This is a genomic window from Microbacterium lushaniae, from assembly GCF_008727775.1.
Taxonomy (GTDB): domain Bacteria; phylum Actinomycetota; class Actinomycetes; order Actinomycetales; family Microbacteriaceae; genus Microbacterium; species Microbacterium lushaniae.
This window is the reverse complement of the sequence record NZ_CP044232.1, coordinates 3,209,515-3,224,290: the sequence shown is the minus strand read 5'-3', so window position 1 is coordinate 3,224,290 and position 14,776 is coordinate 3,209,515. Positions and strand designations below refer to the sequence as shown.

Annotated in this window: 13 protein-coding genes; 6 read left to right on the top strand and 7 right to left on the bottom strand. The window is 70.7% G+C overall.

Translation table 11 applies throughout. The features are described from left to right. Nucleotides 1-4 precede the first annotated feature (4 nt). The 4 genes from F6J85_RS15600 to F6J85_RS15585 all read right to left on the bottom strand — a co-directional run bounded on the left by F6J85_RS15600 (nucleotide 5) and on the right by F6J85_RS15585 (nucleotide 4,314). Nucleotides 5-766 carry a DeoR/GlpR family DNA-binding transcription regulator gene (locus F6J85_RS15600; RefSeq protein WP_191906654.1) on the bottom strand — a complete coding sequence of 254 codons (762 nt, stop codon included), beginning with the start codon at nucleotides 764-766 and terminating at the stop codon, nucleotides 5-7. A gap of 64 nt (nucleotides 767-830) precedes the next feature. Beyond that, on the bottom strand, nucleotides 831-2,456 hold the full coding sequence (locus F6J85_RS15595; protein ID WP_150926434.1) for a DHA2 family efflux MFS transporter permease subunit: 1,626 nt from the start codon (nucleotides 2,454-2,456) through the stop codon (nucleotides 831-833). Nucleotides 2,457-2,473: 17 nt separating this feature from the next. Then, the gene (locus F6J85_RS15590) at nucleotides 2,474-3,865 is read right to left on the bottom strand and encodes an MFS transporter (protein ID WP_191906815.1); all 1,392 of its coding nucleotides are present in this window, start codon (nucleotides 3,863-3,865) and stop codon (nucleotides 2,474-2,476) included. A 5-nt stretch (nucleotides 3,866-3,870) separates the two neighbouring features. After that, nucleotides 3,871-4,314: a MarR family winged helix-turn-helix transcriptional regulator gene (locus tag F6J85_RS15585; RefSeq protein WP_238706983.1), complete on the bottom strand. Its 444-nt coding sequence runs from the start codon at nucleotides 4,312-4,314 to the stop codon at nucleotides 3,871-3,873. Between the two features lie 67 nt (nucleotides 4,315-4,381). Here F6J85_RS15585 and F6J85_RS15580 point away from each other — a divergent pair, with 67 nt between their 5' ends. Continuing rightward, nucleotides 4,382-5,233: an alpha/beta fold hydrolase gene (locus F6J85_RS15580; RefSeq protein WP_150926431.1), complete on the top strand. Its 852-nt coding sequence runs from the start codon at nucleotides 4,382-4,384 to the stop codon at nucleotides 5,231-5,233. Nucleotides 5,234-5,260: 27 nt separating this feature from the next. Here F6J85_RS15580 and F6J85_RS15575 read toward each other — a convergent pair whose 3' ends face one another. The 3 genes from F6J85_RS15575 to F6J85_RS15565 form a co-directional block, all read right to left on the bottom strand. Beyond that, nucleotides 5,261-6,265 (bottom strand): sugar phosphate isomerase/epimerase family protein, encoded by a 1,005-nt coding sequence (locus tag F6J85_RS15575; protein WP_150926429.1) that lies wholly within the window; start codon nucleotides 6,263-6,265, stop codon nucleotides 5,261-5,263. A 36-nt stretch (nucleotides 6,266-6,301) separates the two neighbouring features. Next, the gene (locus F6J85_RS15570) at nucleotides 6,302-7,444 is read right to left on the bottom strand and encodes a Gfo/Idh/MocA family protein (RefSeq protein ID WP_150927522.1); all 1,143 of its coding nucleotides are present in this window, start codon (nucleotides 7,442-7,444) and stop codon (nucleotides 6,302-6,304) included. A 93-nt stretch (nucleotides 7,445-7,537) separates the two neighbouring features. Then, nucleotides 7,538-8,584 carry a substrate-binding domain-containing protein gene (locus F6J85_RS15565; RefSeq protein ID WP_150926428.1) on the bottom strand — a complete coding sequence of 349 codons (1,047 nt, stop codon included), beginning with the start codon at nucleotides 8,582-8,584 and terminating at the stop codon, nucleotides 7,538-7,540. 261 nt (nucleotides 8,585-8,845) lie between these two features. Between F6J85_RS15565 and F6J85_RS15560 the strand changes: the two genes are divergently transcribed. From F6J85_RS15560 to F6J85_RS15540, 5 genes are all read left to right on the top strand, one after another. Further along, nucleotides 8,846-10,366: a sugar ABC transporter ATP-binding protein gene (locus F6J85_RS15560; protein WP_238706982.1), complete on the top strand. Its 1,521-nt coding sequence runs from the start codon at nucleotides 8,846-8,848 to the stop codon at nucleotides 10,364-10,366. Continuing rightward, nucleotides 10,363-11,406, top strand: a complete 1,044-nt coding sequence (locus F6J85_RS15555) for an ABC transporter permease (protein ID WP_420846098.1) — start codon at nucleotides 10,363-10,365, stop codon at nucleotides 11,404-11,406. The genes F6J85_RS15560 and F6J85_RS15555 overlap by 4 nt, the downstream gene beginning before the upstream one ends. Before the next feature lie 73 nt (nucleotides 11,407-11,479). Next, complete coding sequence (locus F6J85_RS15550; RefSeq protein ID WP_150927515.1) at nucleotides 11,480-12,658, top strand: ROK family transcriptional regulator; 1,179 nt, start codon at nucleotides 11,480-11,482, stop codon at nucleotides 12,656-12,658. A 28-nt stretch (nucleotides 12,659-12,686) separates the two neighbouring features. Next, a complete protein-coding gene (locus F6J85_RS15545) occupies nucleotides 12,687-13,736 on the top strand; it encodes a lipoate-protein ligase LplAB (RefSeq protein WP_150926426.1) in 1,050 nt (349 codons plus the stop codon). Next, nucleotides 13,733-14,704 (top strand): DNA-methyltransferase, encoded by a 972-nt coding sequence (locus F6J85_RS15540; RefSeq protein WP_150926424.1) that lies wholly within the window; start codon nucleotides 13,733-13,735, stop codon nucleotides 14,702-14,704. Before F6J85_RS15545 ends, F6J85_RS15540 begins: the two co-directional genes overlap by 4 nt. Nucleotides 14,705-14,776 lie beyond the last annotated feature (72 nt).

Below are 14,776 nucleotides of genomic sequence, written 5' to 3'. Positions count from 1 at the left end.
CAGTTCAGAGCAGTTCGACCACGCCGCGGAAACCCGCCAATCGCTCGTCCGCCGGATCCAGTTCGGTGATCAGGGTGTCCACCTGCTCCATCGCGACCGCGGCGGCGACCGAGCGGCGCGCGAGTTTGGTCGAATCGACGGCCACCACGCACCGCGACGCCTGCTCCACCAGCGCGCGTTTGACCTCCGCCTCGGCCAGCGAGACTTCGGAGGTCCCCGCGCCCGGGTCGACCGCATCCGCCGATGTGAGAGCCAGATCGAAGAAGAGCGAGCGGATGCTGCCGACGGCGAGGGGACCGGTGAGACTGCCGGTCGTGGGCTCGGGGCTGCCTCCGGCCAGCAGCGGCGAGACTCCCGCCGTCTCCGCCAGGACAGCGAACGTGTCGACGGAGTTCGTGAAGGCCGTGAGGCCCGAGCGCGCCCCGAGCGTCGCGGCGACGAGGCCGATCGTGGACGACGCGTCGAGAGCGATGGTGCCACTGGCGGGCACGAGGGTGAGCGCCTTGCGGGCGATGACGCGCTTGGCTGCGACGTTGAGGGTGCGGCGGCGGTGGAACGGCTGGGGGGTCGGTGCGGCGATGGCGCCGCCCCGGACGCGCCGCAGCCGTCCGGAGGACTCCAGGTCGGCGAGATCGCGCCGGATCGTCATCGGCGACACCCCGAAGCGCTCGGCCGCCTCGTCGATCCGCACCGTCGCGCCGCTGTCGGCCAGCTCGAGCAGCGCCGCGCGGCGGTTCTGCGACTCGACGGTTCCGCTGACGCTCATGCGACCGAGCATAGGGCCGCCCGCGCCGCCGCCCCCGCCGTCGCACCCGCCACGGGGAGCAGGGTCACGCGGACGGCGCGGCGGCTGCTCCGTCCGCGACCGCCTCCGGCCGCCCTCCGCGGGGTGTGGATGCGGCGGAGCCCAGCGACAGCGTCGACAGCAGGCCCAGCGCCAGGAACCCGGCCGCGGTGAAGGCGGCGGCCCGCGTGCCCTCGGAGAACGCGGCCTTCGCGTCGTCGGCGAAGTCCGCGGTCTGCGGGGACGCGGCGAGCCCGGCGATCGCGCCGCCGGCGCTGTCGACGACCGCCGACACCGTCTGCTCCCGCTGGTCGTCGGGCACGCCGCGATCGGCGAGCTTGGCGTCGAGGAGCCCGGCGGTGCTGCTGAACAGCACCGTGCCCAGCACCGCGACCCCGAGAGCTGCGCCGAGCTGCCGCGACGTGGACTGCGTGCCCGACGCCTGCCCGCTCTCGGCGACGGGGACATCGGCCAGGACGACGCCGGTCAGCTGCGCGGTGGCCAGCCCGACGCCGAGACCGTAGACGAAGAGGAAGGGCAGAAGCACCAGCGGTGAGGACTCCGGGCCGATCATGAACGCGATGCCGGCCACACCCACGACTTCGGCGAGGAGTCCGACGCGGACGATCCACACCGGTGCGGCCCGGTTGGCCAGCGCCCCGGCGACACCGCTGGCCACGAACGACCCGCCCGCGAGGGCGAGGAGAACGAGACCGGTCTGCAGCGCATCCAGACCCAGCACGAACTGCAGCCACAGGGGGAGGGCCAGGATGATGCCGAACTCGCCGAGGGAGACGACCATCGCGGCGATGTTGCCGTTGCGGAACGACGCGATCGTGAACAGGCGGAAGGCCAGCAGCGTCGACTTCCCCGCTCGCTCGCGCCGCAGGCCCCACAGGATGAAGGCGGCAAGTCCCACGAGGGCGATGAGGAATGCGATCGGCACGGGGGAGAGATCCCACGGCCACTCCCACTCGCCGACCTGCGGCCGGGTCTCGGTGAGCCACCAGCCGTACGTGCGGCCTTCGATGAGCCCGAAGACGAGGGAGGCCATCGTCACCACCGACAGCACCGCGCCGACGACGTCGATGCGCTGCGTGCGCTCGCCGCGCGACTCCGCGACCGTCAGCGATACACCGACGAGGATGATCAGTCCCAGCGGGATGTTGATCCCGAACGCCCAGCGCCACGAGAACGCCGTCGTCAGCCAGCCGCCCAGCAGGGGGCCGAGCGCCGCCATGCCGCCGATCGTCGACCCCCACACCGCGAACGCGATGCCGCGTTCGCGACCGCGGAACGTCGCGTTGATGAGCGAAAGGGTCGTGGGCAGGATCATCGCGCCGCCCACGCCCTGGATCAGCCGCGAAAGGATCAGGAGGCCGCCCGTGGGGGCGAGGGCAGCGGCCACGGACGCGACGGCGAAGATCACGACGCCGGTCAGCATCATCCGCCGTCTGCCCAGGCGGTCGGCAAGGCTGCCGAACACCAGCAGCAGGGAGGCGAAGACGAGGGTGTAGGACTCCTGCACCCACTGCACCTCGGTGGAGGTGATCCCGAGTTCGTCGACGATCGAGGGGATCGCGACGTTCACGATCGTCGAGTCGACGATGATCAGCGACACGGCGATGCTGATGAAGACGAGCCCCACCCAACGGCGGGATGACGATGCCATATCGCTAGCTTATCTAGCTAAAACTTCCTGTCCAGAGATTTCTCGAGGTCAGGACGGTCGGCGCGCGAGTTCTTCGAGCGTGCCGCGCTCGTGGCATGCGGCAGTGGGATGGGGGTCGTGCCGGCGACTTCGTCGCTGAACTCCTCCGGCACCGGCGCGATGACCGTGATGGGGAGGGTCTCGTCCAGGGTGAGGCGGAACCGGCGGCTCTCGTGCCGGCGCAGGCGGCCGGATGCGAGCGTCCAGGTGACGCCGATGGCGCACGCGACGAGCGCCATGATCGCCGCGACGAAGATCGCCACACGCGTGCCGAAGGCGTCGACCATCCACCCCACGATGGGGGCGCCGACGGGCGTTCCGCCGAGGAGGATCGCCATGTACAGCGCCAGCACGCGGCCGCGCAGCACCGGATCGGTCGTCGTCTGGACGTAGCCGTTCGCGGTCGTGAGGGTCGTGACCGCCGCGAAGCCCACGAACACCAGCGCGAGGGCGTAGGTCAGGTAGGTCGGCGCGAACGATGACGCCATCATCGCGAGGCCGAAGCCGCCGACGGCGAAGATCACGACGCGCATGCGCGCCCGGTCTCGGCGGGCCGCCAGCAGCGCCCCCGCCAGCGAGCCGATGGCGAGGATGGAGCTGAGCAGGCCGAACCCGTCGGCGCCGTGGCCGAATTCCAGCGCCATCGTGGAGGCGAAGATCGGGAAGTTCATGCCGAACGCGCCCAGCAGGAAGACCATCGAGAAGATCACGAGCAGGTCGGGCCGTCCGCCGACGTAGCGGAAGCCGTCGGCCAGGCGCGATCGGCCCGATCCCACCGCCCGCGGGATGAACTCGTGCGGTCGCATGAGGGCGAGGGCCACGAGCATCGCGATGAACGTGGTCGCGTTGACCAGGAACACCCACCCGCTGCCGATCAGCACGATCATGACGCCGGCCACCGCGGGGCCGATGAGGCGGGCGGTGTTGAACGACGCGGCGTTGAGAGCGACGGCGTTGGAGGCGTTCTCGCGCGTGACCAGGTCGGACACGAACGCCTGCCGAGCCGGATTGTCGAAGGCCGTGATGATGCCCAGCGCGAAGGCGAACACGTACATGAGGGGGAGCGTCATGACGCCGGTGAGCACGAGCACGCCCAGTGCCACCGCCAGCAGCAGCATGAGGGTCTGCGTCACCATGATGAGCCTGCGCCGGTCGAAGCGGTCGGCGACCCATCCCGTGACGCTCACCAGGAGCAGCGGCGGGGCGAACTGCAGCGCCATCGTGATGCCCATGGCGCCCGCGTCGTTGGCGGTCAGCTCGGTGAGGACGACCCAGTTCTGCGCCGTGGCCTGCATCCACGCGCCGATGTTGGAGACCACCGCGCCGATGAACCACACGCGGTAGTTGAAGATCGCGAACGACCGGAACATGGCGGTCATCGGTCGGCCAGCTTCCGCAGGACCGCCGCGGCGTCGGACAGGGCCGCGCGCTCCGTCTCGGTCAGCTCGCCCAGCGCGGTCTCCAGCCACGCATCCCGGCGGCGTACCGTCTCCTCGACGACGTCACGGCCGGCAAGGGTCAGGTCCACGAGCACCTTGCGGCGATCATCGTCCATGGGAGTGCGCGTGATGAAGCCGGACTCCTGCAGGCAGTTCACGGTCCGGTTCATCGACGGCGCGGTGACGCGCTCGCGCTCGGCGAGCTCGCCCAGGGTGTGCGGGCCGTGCACCTTGAGCACCGCGAGCACCGCGAACTGTCCGTCGCTCATCGAGTCGACGGCACGTTCGGCGCGAAGTCGGCGGGCCAGCCGGAAGGTGGCCATGCGGACATCGGATGCGGCGGCGCTGAGGTCGGAGGGGGAAGTGTTCGACTCTGTCATGCCGTTGTTTAGCTTAGCTCATTAGTCTTGCTAAGAAAAGGTCGACGGGCGCCCCTAGACTCGGCGCATGCCCGAGTTCGTCGATGCGCACGGGGTCGCCATCGTCTACGACGTCGCCGAGGCCGCCGCACGCCCCCGGGCCGTCGTCCAGCTGCTCCACGGCGTCGGTGAGCACGCCGGCCGCTACGGCGCCCTCACCGCGGCCCTCGTGGGCGCCGGTTACACCGTCTACGCCGACGACCACCGCGGCCACGGCCGGACGGGCCTGCGCCAGCACGGCGGCGATGCGCGCAAGCTCGGCCGTCTGGGCCGGGGCGGGCACCGCGCGGCGGTCGACGCGGTGTGGATGCTGACGCAGCGCATCCGGGCGCAGCATCCGGATCTGCCGCTGATCCTCTTCGGGCACTCGTGGGGGTCGTTCCTCGCGCAGATCCTGCTGAACGATCACCCCGACGCCTATGACGCGCTCGTGCTGAGCGGATCGGGGCTGCGCACCCCGCGCTCGCTCAACGCCGGCGACCTGAACAAGCCGTGGCGCAGCGCCAAGGGCCACGGGATGCAGTGGCTGTCGTCGGACGACGCCGTCGGCGTCGCGTTCGTGGAAGACCCGCTGACCACCTCCGTGCCGATCGCCCGCCTGTTCGGCGTCGCCGAGGGCGTCCGGCTGTACGGGCTTCCGCGACGCGATCTGGGTCGCGACATCCCGGTGCTGCTGATGGTCGGACGTGACGACACTGTGGCCGGTCCGCGCAGCGTCCACCGCCTGGCCGACGCCTACCGCAGCCGCTCGAAGCTCACCGACGTGACGACGCTCGTCTACCCCGGCGCGCGCCACGAGATCTTCAACGAGGTGGCTCAGGCCGACGTGCGCGCCGACCTCCTCGCGTGGCTGGACCCGCGCTTCCCCGCGCGGGACTGACGCGCGGGGAAGCGCCGCCCCCCAGGGCTATTTCGTGCTGAAGGCCGCGTCGAAGGCCGCGCCGGACGGCTCGTACGACGACATCCGCCGCACGAAGCCCAGCGCCTCGGGGGCGCCGACGAGGCGATCCATCCCGGCGTCCTCCCACTCCACCGACAGCGGCCCCTGGTACCCGATCGCGTTGAGCATGCGGAACGCGTCCTCCCACGGCACATCGCCGTGGCCGGTGGAGATGAAGTCCCATCCGCGCCGCGGATCGGCCCATGCCAGGTGCGACGACAGCCGTCCGTTGCGCCCGTTGGTGAGGCGCTTCTTCGTGTCCTTGCAGTGCACGTGGTAGATGCGGTCCTGGAAGTCCCACAGGAACGCGACCGGGTCGATGTCCTGCCACACCATGTGCGAGGGGTCCCAGTTCAGCCCGAAGGCCTCGCGGTGCCCGATGGCCTCCAGCGTCCGCACGGTCGTCCAGTAGTCGTAGGCGATCTCGGAGGGGTGCACCTCGTGGGCGAAGCGCACGCCCACCTCGTCGAACACATCGAGGATCGGGTTCCACCGGTCGGCGAAGTCCTGGTAGCCGGCATCGACCAGCTCGGCCGAGGCGGGCGGGAACATCGCGACGTACTTCCAGATCGACGAGCCGGTGAACCCGGTGACGGTCTTCACGCCGAGCTTCGCCGCGAGCCGCGCGGTGTTCTTCAGCTCCTCCGCCGCGCGCGTGCGGACACCCTCGGGGTCGCCGTCGCCCCACACCACGTCGGGCAGGATGTCGCGGTGCCGCTGGTCGATGGGGTCGTCGCAGACGGCCTGGCCCTTCAGGTGGTTGGAGATCGTCCACACCTTCAGGCCGTTGCGCTCGAGCACGTCGAGCTTGCCCTGCACGTAGGCGTCGTCGTCCCAGCGCCAGGGGTCGAGGTGATCGCCCCAGCAGGCGATCTCCAATCCGTCATAGCCCCACTCCCCGGCGAGGCGGGCGACCTCCTCGAAGGGCAGGTCGGCCCACTGGCCGGTGAAGAGGGTGATCGGTCGCGCCATTGCGGGTGTCCTTTCGCGGAGGGAACGGGAGGTGGATCAGCCGACGTCGAGCCAGGCGCTGCCCTGGGCCGAGCTCTGCTGGACGGCGTCCAGCACGCGCTGCACGTGCAGCCCCTCGGCAAACGAGGGGTGCGGCTGCGAGCCGTCGGCGATCGCGGCGACGAAGTCCACGACCTGGTGGCTGAACCCGTGCTCGTAGCCCAGCATGTGCCCGGTGGGCCACCATGCCGACACGTACGGATGGTCGTGCTCGGTGACGAGGATGCGGCGGAACCCGAGCTCTGTCTCGGCCGCCGTGGCGTCGTAGAACTCCAGCTCGTTCATGCGCTCGAGGTCGAAGGAGAGGGCGCCGGCGGACCCGGAGACCTCGATGCGCAGCGCGTTCTTGCGCCCGGTGCGGAACCGGGATGCTTCGAACGACGCCAGCGCGCCGCTTTCCAGCCGTCCGGTGAACAGCGCGAGGTCGTCGACGGTGACCGCGCCGCGCTCGGCGGAGGCGGTGCCCGACAGGCCGATGCCTTCGCCCAGCAGCGGGCGCTCGGTGACGATGGTCTCCACCACGCCGGAGACGCGCGTGACGTGCTCCCCGGTGATGAACTCGGTGAGGTCGATCGCATGCGCGCCGATGTCGCCGAGGGCACCGGAGCCGGCCCGCTCCTTCTGCAGGCGCCACGTGAGCGGGGCGTCGGCGTCGGAGAGCCAGTCCTGCAGGTATTCCGCCCGCACCTGACGCACCTCGCCGATGCGGCCGGCCGCGACCAGGTCGCGGGCGAAGGTCGCCGCGGGCACGCGCCGATAGGTGAAGCCCACCATGGAGCGGACCCCCTGCGCGGCGGCGCGTTCGGCGGCGGCGGTCATCGCCTCCGCCTCGGCGACGGTGTTGGCCAGCGGCTTCTCGCACATCACGTGCTTGCCGGCCTCCAGCGCGGCGATGGCGATCTCTGCGTGCGAGTCGCCGGGGGTGACGATGTCGACGATGTCGATGTCGTCGCGGGCGATCACCTCGCGCCAGTCGGTGGCCGCCTCGGCCCAGCCCCACTTCTCTGCCGCCGCACGCGTGCTCTCCTCGCTGCGCCCGACCACGACCGCCATCTCGACCGCCGCCGGCAGATCGAAGAAGCGCGGCGCGACGCGCCATCCCTGCGAATGGGCGGCGCCCATGAAGCCGTGACCGATCATCGCGACGCGGAGAGATGTGCTCACAGAGGTGTCCTGTCTGGGGCGGAACGGAAGTGATGTGGGGCGTCCGAGGTTACCGGACGCCCCACGGGCTCAGGATTCGAACGCGAGGTCGATGAACTCCGACACGTTGTCCTTGGTCACCACCGGGGCATCCAGCACGACCCGGTTGGGCACGCTCGGGGTGATCAGGTCGCCCGCGGTCTTCCCCTGCGCGATCAGCCGGGCGAGGGCGATACCGTCCGCAGCCTGCGTCGAGGGGTAGATGACCGTCGCCTTCAGCACGGTGTCGTCCGCCTCGATGGCCTCCATCGCGTTGCGGGAGCCGGCGCCGCCGATCATGAAGAACTCGTCCCGGCCGGCCGAATCGATCGCCGCCAGCACACCGATCCCCTGGTCGTCGTCGTGGTTCCAGATGGCGTCGATCTGCGGGTTGGCCGACAGCAGCTGGGATGCCGCGCTCTCACCGCCCTGCACCGTGAAGTCGGCGGCGACGCGGGGGCCGACCTCGAGGCCGCAGTCCTCCAGCGCGTCCGCGAATCCTTGGGAGCGGTCCTGCGTCAGCGGCAGCGAGTCGATGCCGGCGATCTCGGCGACGACGGCGTCGGTGTTTCCGTCGAGCTGTTCGCAGATGTAGGTGCCGGCGCTGACCCCCATGCCGTAGTTGTCCCCGAGCACCGTCGTCCGCGCGGCGAACGGGCTGGAGAACTCCCGGTCGACGTTGACGACCGGGATCCCCGCCTCCATGGCCTTGATGGCCACTTCGGTGAGCGCCGCACCGTCGCTGGGCAGCAGCACGATGGCGTCCACGCCGTCGTTGATGAACGTCTCCACCGCCGCGATCTGGGCCGTGACGTCGTTCGTCCCCTCGGCCACCTGCAGATCCACGTCGGGGAAACTCTCCGCCGCCGCCAGCGCGCCGGAGTTGATGGCGCCGAGCCAGCCGTGGTCGGCGGCGGGTCCGGAGAAACCGATCGTGACGGTGTCGCCCTCTTCGGCGTTCTCCTCGCTCGTGGTGCCCTGGTCGACGACATCGGCCTCCTCGGCACCCTGGGTGCAGCCGGCCAGAAGTGCGACGACCGCGAGGGCGGCGCCGCCGAACAGCAGTGCGCGGGAGCGCGCAGTGCGCAGTGAATGCATGACTTCCTCCTTGAATGCGATGCAGGGTCAGGGCCGCGAGCCGGTGCTGTGGTGCTCCCCTGGTAGGCCGCGCTGACAGCGTCACGGTAGCAGAGGCGCCCGATGGCGAACAGCTTTTGTTCGCAACCCGTCATAAGCCTCGCGCCACAGGCCGGCCGTGCCGCAACGCCACCTCGCGCGGGTGCGGGTGGTCCGCCAGGGTCCGGAATAGGGGATGCGGGGGCATCGTGTTCTCGCCGGGTCACGTGTATTGTCTGCGACGTGATCAAAGATGACCACCCATCGGCATTACTCGAAGTGCGGGGGGCGACCAAGTCGTTCGCCGGCGTCGCGGCGCTGAAAGGGGTCGACCTGAACGTCCGCCCCGGGGAGGTGCACTGCATCCTCGGCCAGAACGGCGCCGGCAAGTCCACCCTCATCAAGCTGCTCGCCGGAGTGCACCGACCCGACGACGGCACGATCGTGTGGCAGGGCGAAGACGTCGAGATCCCCGACCCCGAAGCCGCACTGCGCCTGGGCATCGCGACGATGTACCAGGAACTCGACATCGTCGACGGCCTGACGGTCGCCGAGAACGTCTTCCTCGGCCACGAGATCGGGCGCGCGGGCTTCACGCGCCGTGCCGACGCCGCCGCGCGCACGCGCGAGCTGCTGGCCCGGCTCGGGCACCCGAACATGTCGCCGCACACCGAGGCCGGCGAGCTCAGCGCCGCCGGCAAGCAGATCGTGAGCATGGCGCGGGCGCTGTCGCATGACATCCGGCTCATCGTGATGGACGAGCCCTCGGCGGTGCTCGACACCGAGGAGGTCAAGAACCTCTTCCACGTCGTGCGCGAGCTGACCTCCGCGGGCATCGCGGTGATCTACATCACGCACCGGCTCGAGGAGATCCGGCAGATCGGCGATCGCATCACGGTGCTCAAGGACGGCCGGTCCACCGCATCCGGTCTCCCGGTGGCCGATACGCCGACGACCGAACTCATCCGCCTCATGACCGGACGCGCGGTGGCGAACGTCTTCCCCGCGCGCGTCCCGGTACCGCCGGATGCCCCCACGGTGCTGCAGGTGAGCGAGCTCGCCCTGGCGGGCGTCTTCGAGGACGTGTCGTTCTCGGTGCGTGCCGGGGAGGTGGTGGGGCTCGCGGGCCTCGTCGGCTCGGGCCGCTCGGAGATCCTGGAGACCGTGTACGGGGCGAGGCGGGCCACCGCCGGCAGTGTGCAGGTGGCGGGCCGGACGCTGCGTGCGGGGTCGGTGACCGCCGCCGTGAGGGCGGGCGTCGGCCTGGCGCCGGAAGAGCGCAAGAGCCAGGGGCTGCTCCTGGACCAGCCGCTCTTCGTCAACGTGACCCTCTCCTCCCTCAGCCGGTACGCGCGGGCCGGCTTCCTCGATGAGCGGGCGGAGCGCCGGGCGGCGCGCGAGCAGATCGAGGCGCTCGAACTGCGCCCCGCCGACCCCGACCGCCCGGCGGCGACCCTCTCCGGCGGCAACCAGCAGAAGATCCTGCTGGCCCGCTGGCTCGTCCACGGCACACAGGTGCTGCTGCTGGACGAGCCGACGCGCGGCGTCGACGTCGGAGCGCGCGCCGAGATCTACGCGCTCATCCGGGCGCTCTCCGCAGCCGGCAACGCCATCGTCGTGGTCTCCAGCGAGATCGAAGAGGTGCTCGGACTCGCCGACACCGTGCTCGTCATCGCCGAGGGGCGCGTGCTCCAGACCGTACCGGCGTCCCACATCGACGAGCACGGTGTGCTCGACCTCGTCATGAAAGGAGCTGCCGCGTGAGCGAGCAGACCGCATCCCGCCCGGCAGCGACATCGCCGTCGCCCTCCGGGCCGTCCGCCCGCGAACCGGTCCTGCGCCGCATGCTGCGCGGCTCGTTCGGCCGCAACCTCGGTCTCATCGTGGCCCTCCTCGTGCTCTTCGTGGTGGGGACCATCACCGCCGGCGACACCTTCACGAGCATCAACAACGTCCTCGTGATCCTGCGGCAGGCCTCGATCATCGGGGTCGTCAGCATCGGCATGACGTTCGTCATCATCTCCGGCGGCATCGACCTGTCGGTCGGATCGGTCCTCGGGCTCGCCTCGATCGTGGCGACCCTCAGCGCCGTGCAGGATCTCGTCGACAGCACGCACTGGATCGTCATGGTCGTCGTGGCGCTGGCCGTCGGCGTGGCCGCGGGACTGATCAACGGCGTCATCATCGCCTACGGGAAGGTCGTGGCCTTCATGGCGACGCTCGCGATGCTCGTCGCGGCCCGCGGTCTCGCGGAGATCCTCGCCGAGCGCCGCACCCTCATCGTCGACTCGAGGGCGTTCGTCTCCGCCCTCAACGCCGACTTCCTGGGCGTGGACATGCTCATCTGGATCTTCGTCCTCGTCGCCCTCGGCGGCTGGATCCTGCTGAACCGCACGACGTTCGGTCGTCGCACGGTCGCCATCGGAGGCAACCGTGAGGCCGCGCGCCTCGCGGGCATCGACGTCAAGCGGCACATCACCTGGCTGTACGCCCTGTCGGGGCTGACCGCCGGCATCGGCGCGATCATGATCCTCGGGCGCACCACCTCGGGCACGTCCACGCACGGCACGCTGCTGGAACTGGATGCGATCGCCGCCGTCGTCGTCGGCGGCACGCTCCTCGCCGGCGGCCGGGGGACCATCACGGGCACCGTGCTGGGCGTCCTGATCTTCGCGACGCTGCAGAACGTGTTCGTGCAGAACAATCTGTCCTCCTCCGTGCAGAACGTGGCGAAGGGCATCATCATCGTGGTCGCCGTGCTGCTGCAGCAGCGGTTCGCCCGCACGAACACCCGCGGGACGTGACGGCCGGCGGTGGCGCCGCACGCGCGGGTGCAGACCGCTGCGGCGGCTGTGATTCACTGACTTCGTGGCACTCATGAGCGAAGAATCGTCGGTGGGCTCCGGCGGTGTCGCCGAGCTGTTCCAGCTGCTGCGCGACGGCGTCCCCCGCACGCGCGCCCAGCTGGCCAAGGCGACGGGGCTGGCCCGCTCGACGGTGGCCGCACGCGTGGAGGAGCTCATGCGCCTGGGGCTCGTGTCGCCGGTGGCGGATGCCGCGTCCACGGGCGGGCGCCCGTCGTCGCAGTTCGCCCTCAACCCGGGCGGTCGTGTCATGGGCGCCGTCGACCTCGGGGCCTCGCACGCCACCGTGGCGCTCATCGACCTGACCGGCGCGATCCTGGTCAAGAGCACCGAACCGCTGGACGTCGCATCCGGGCCGGAGCCGGTGCTGACACGTGTCGTGGCGGCGTTGACGTCGCTGCTGGAGCGCACCGGCCGCTCCGAAAGCGACCTCGCTGCCATCGGGATGGGGGTGCCCGGCCCCGTGCAGCACTCCACGGGGCAGCCGGTGAACCCCCCGATCATGCCGGGGTGGGACCGTTTCGACGTACCGGGGTGGATGCTGCAGCACCTGTCGGCGCCGGCTCTGGTCGACAACGATGTCAACCTGATGGCCCTCGGCGAACGCGCCGTCGCGTGGAACGGTGCCGAGCACCTGATGTTCGTGAAGGTGGCCACCGGGGTCGGGGCGGGCGTGATCTCGGGCGGCCGGCTGCTGCGCGGCGCACAGGGGGTCGCCGGCGACCTCGGACACGTGCGGGTGGCGCGCGGCGCCGACGTGCCCTGCCACTGCGGCAGCCGCGGATGCCTCGAGGCGCTGGCGTCGGGGCCGGCCATCGCCCGCGTGCTTCGTGCACAGGGCATCCCCGCCGACGGCGGCGATGACGTGATCGACCTGGTCAAGCACAACAACCTCGAGGCGATCCAGGCCGTCCGCCAGGCCGGCCGCGACATCGGCGAAGTGCTGACGACGAGTGTGAGCCTGCTCAATCCGTCGGTCATCGCGATCGGCGGCTCGATGGCGCGGGTGGGCGAGCACCTGATCGCGGGCGTGCGCGAAGTGGTCTACACCCGCTCGATGCCGCTGGCCACAGAGCGCCTCGCGATCGTGCACTCCGCCGCGGCGGAGGACGCGGCCGTCATCGGGGCGGGGATCCTCGCCCTCCAGCACGCCCTCGCACCCGAGACGCTGCACCGCATCGTCACCGCGTGAGGCCGCAGCCGGACGTAGGCTGAGGGCCATGCACGGCGAATACAAGGTGCCCGGCGGCAAGCTCGTCGTCGTCGACCTCGAAGACCACGACGGACGCATCGCAGGCTTCCACCTGGCCGGCGACTTCTTCCTCGAGCCCGACTCGGCGCTCGGCGACATCGACGCGGCCGTCAACGGCCTGCCCGTCGAATCCGACGTGGCCACGATCGCGGCGGCGATCCGCTCGGCGCTGCCGGAGGGCGCGCAGCTGCTGGGGTTCACGCCGGAAGCGGTGGGCACGGCGGTGCGCCGCGCGCTCATCACCGCCCCCGGGTGGCGCGATTTCTCCTGGGAGGTCGTGCACGACCAGCCGGTCTCGCCCCTCATGAACCTGGCCCTGGACGAAGTGCTCACCACGCGCGTGGGCGACGGGCGGCGCAACCCGACGCTGCGGCTGTGGGAGTGGAATGAGAACGCCGTCGTGATCGGGTCGTTCCAGTCGGTGCGCAACGAGGTCGACCCCGCCGGCGCCGCCCGTCACGGATTCGACGTCGTACGGCGCATCTCCGGCGGCGGAGCGATGCTCATGGCGGCGAACTCGATCGTGACGTACTCCCTCTACGTCCCCGCATCCCTCGTGGCCGGGATGACCTTCGCCGACTCGTACGCCTTCCTCGACGACTGGGTGCTGCAGGCACTGCGCTCGCTCGGGATCGAGGCGACCTACCAGCCGCTCAACGACATCGCCTCCCCGCACGGCAAGATCGGCGGCGCGGCCCAGAAGCGCCTGGCCAACGGCGGCGTGCTGCACCACGCGACGCTCAGCTACGACATGGACGGGCAGGTGCTCACCGAGGTGCTGCGCATCGGCCGTGAGAAGCTCAGCGACAAGGGCACCCAGTCGGCCGCCAAGCGCGTGGATCCGCTGCGCAGCCAGACCGGCCTGCCGCGTGAGGCCATCATCGAGCGGTTCATCGAGACCTTCACGAAGCTGTACGGCGCGGTTCCCGGCCATATCACCGAAGAGGAATACGCCGAGGCCGAGGCCCTGGTGGCCTCGAAGTTCGCCACCGACGCGTGGCTGCAGCGCGTCCCGTGACCACTCGCGACGGCGGGGCAGACGCGCCCGTCGGGTCGGTCCGCATCCACGCCGGCGACAACCTCCACGTCGCAAGGTCGCTGCCGGACGCCGCCTTCACGCTGATCTACCTCGATCCGCCGTTCAACACCGGCCGCTCGCGGGCCCGCGCGGTGGAGACCATGCTCCCGCTCGCGGATGAGTCCGCGGCATCCGGTCCGGGTCCGGCGGAGGACGGGCTGACGCCGATGGGGCCGCGGTTCGGGTTCCGCGGACAGGAGTACGCGAAGCTGCGGGGCGACCTGCGCGTGTACGACGACCGGTTCGACGACTACTGGGGCTTCCTCGAGCCGCGACTTCTGGAGGCGTGGCGGCTTCTCGCACCCGACGGCACGCTCTACGTGCACCTGGACTATCGCGAGGCGCATTACGCGAAGGTGCTGCTGGACGCCCTGTTCGGCCGGGAGAGGTTCCTCAACGAGATCGTGTGGGCGTACGACTACGGCGCCAAGTCGCGGCGCCGCTGGCCCACCAAGCACGACACGATCCTGGTGTACGTGAAGGATCCGCAGCGGTACTGGTTCGATTCGGATGCCGTGGACCGCGAGCCGTACATGGCCCCAGGGCTCGTGACGCCCGAGAAGGCGGCGCGGGGGAAGCTCCCCACCGACGTGTGGTGGCACACGATCGTCCCCACTTCGGGCCGCGAGAAGACCGGGTACCCGACGCAGAAGCCCGAGGGGATCCTGCGGCGCATCGTGCAGGCGTCGAGCCGCCCCGGCGACCTCGTGCTCGACCTCTTCGCCGGCAGCGGCACGACGGGAGCCGTCGCTTCCGCGCTCGGCCGCCACGCGGTGCTCGTGGACGACAACCCCGACGCGATCGCGGTCATGCGGAAGCGGATGCCGCACGCGATCATCGAGGCCCCCACTGCCGGCGCCGGCGTCGGTTCCCACGTTCGCGCCACTTCGGTGCAATCGCGGCAGTAAGAAGTGGCGCGGTTGCACGGAAGTGGCGCAGACGGGGGATGCGGCGGAAGCGCCGCGGTGATCGAGCGCGAG

Coding starts and splice junctions, on each gene's coding strand:
- F6J85_RS15545 (WP_150926426.1), top strand. CDS start 12,687: ATGCACGGCGAATACAAGGTGCCCGGCGGCAAGCTCGTCGTCGTCGAC.
- F6J85_RS15595 (WP_150926434.1), bottom strand. CDS start 2,456: ATGGCATCGTCATCCCGCCGTTGGGTGGGGCTCGTCTTCATCAGCATC.
- F6J85_RS15570 (WP_150927522.1), bottom strand. CDS start 7,444: ATGATCGGTCACGGCTTCATGGGCGCCGCCCATTCGCAGGGATGGCGC.
- F6J85_RS15600 (WP_191906654.1), bottom strand. CDS start 766: ATGAGCGTCAGCGGAACCGTCGAGTCGCAGAACCGCCGCGCGGCGCTG.
- F6J85_RS15550 (WP_150927515.1), top strand. CDS start 11,480: ATGAGCGAAGAATCGTCGGTGGGCTCCGGCGGTGTCGCCGAGCTGTTC.
- F6J85_RS15580 (WP_150926431.1), top strand. CDS start 4,382: ATGCCCGAGTTCGTCGATGCGCACGGGGTCGCCATCGTCTACGACGTC.
- F6J85_RS15565 (WP_150926428.1), bottom strand. CDS start 8,584: ATGCATTCACTGCGCACTGCGCGCTCCCGCGCACTGCTGTTCGGCGGC.
- F6J85_RS15590 (WP_191906815.1), bottom strand. CDS start 3,865: ATGTTCCGGTCGTTCGCGATCTTCAACTACCGCGTGTGGTTCATCGGC.
- F6J85_RS15585 (WP_238706983.1), bottom strand. CDS start 4,314: ATGACAGAGTCGAACACTTCCCCCTCCGACCTCAGCGCCGCCGCATCC.
- F6J85_RS15575 (WP_150926429.1), bottom strand. CDS start 6,265: ATGGCGCGACCGATCACCCTCTTCACCGGCCAGTGGGCCGACCTGCCC.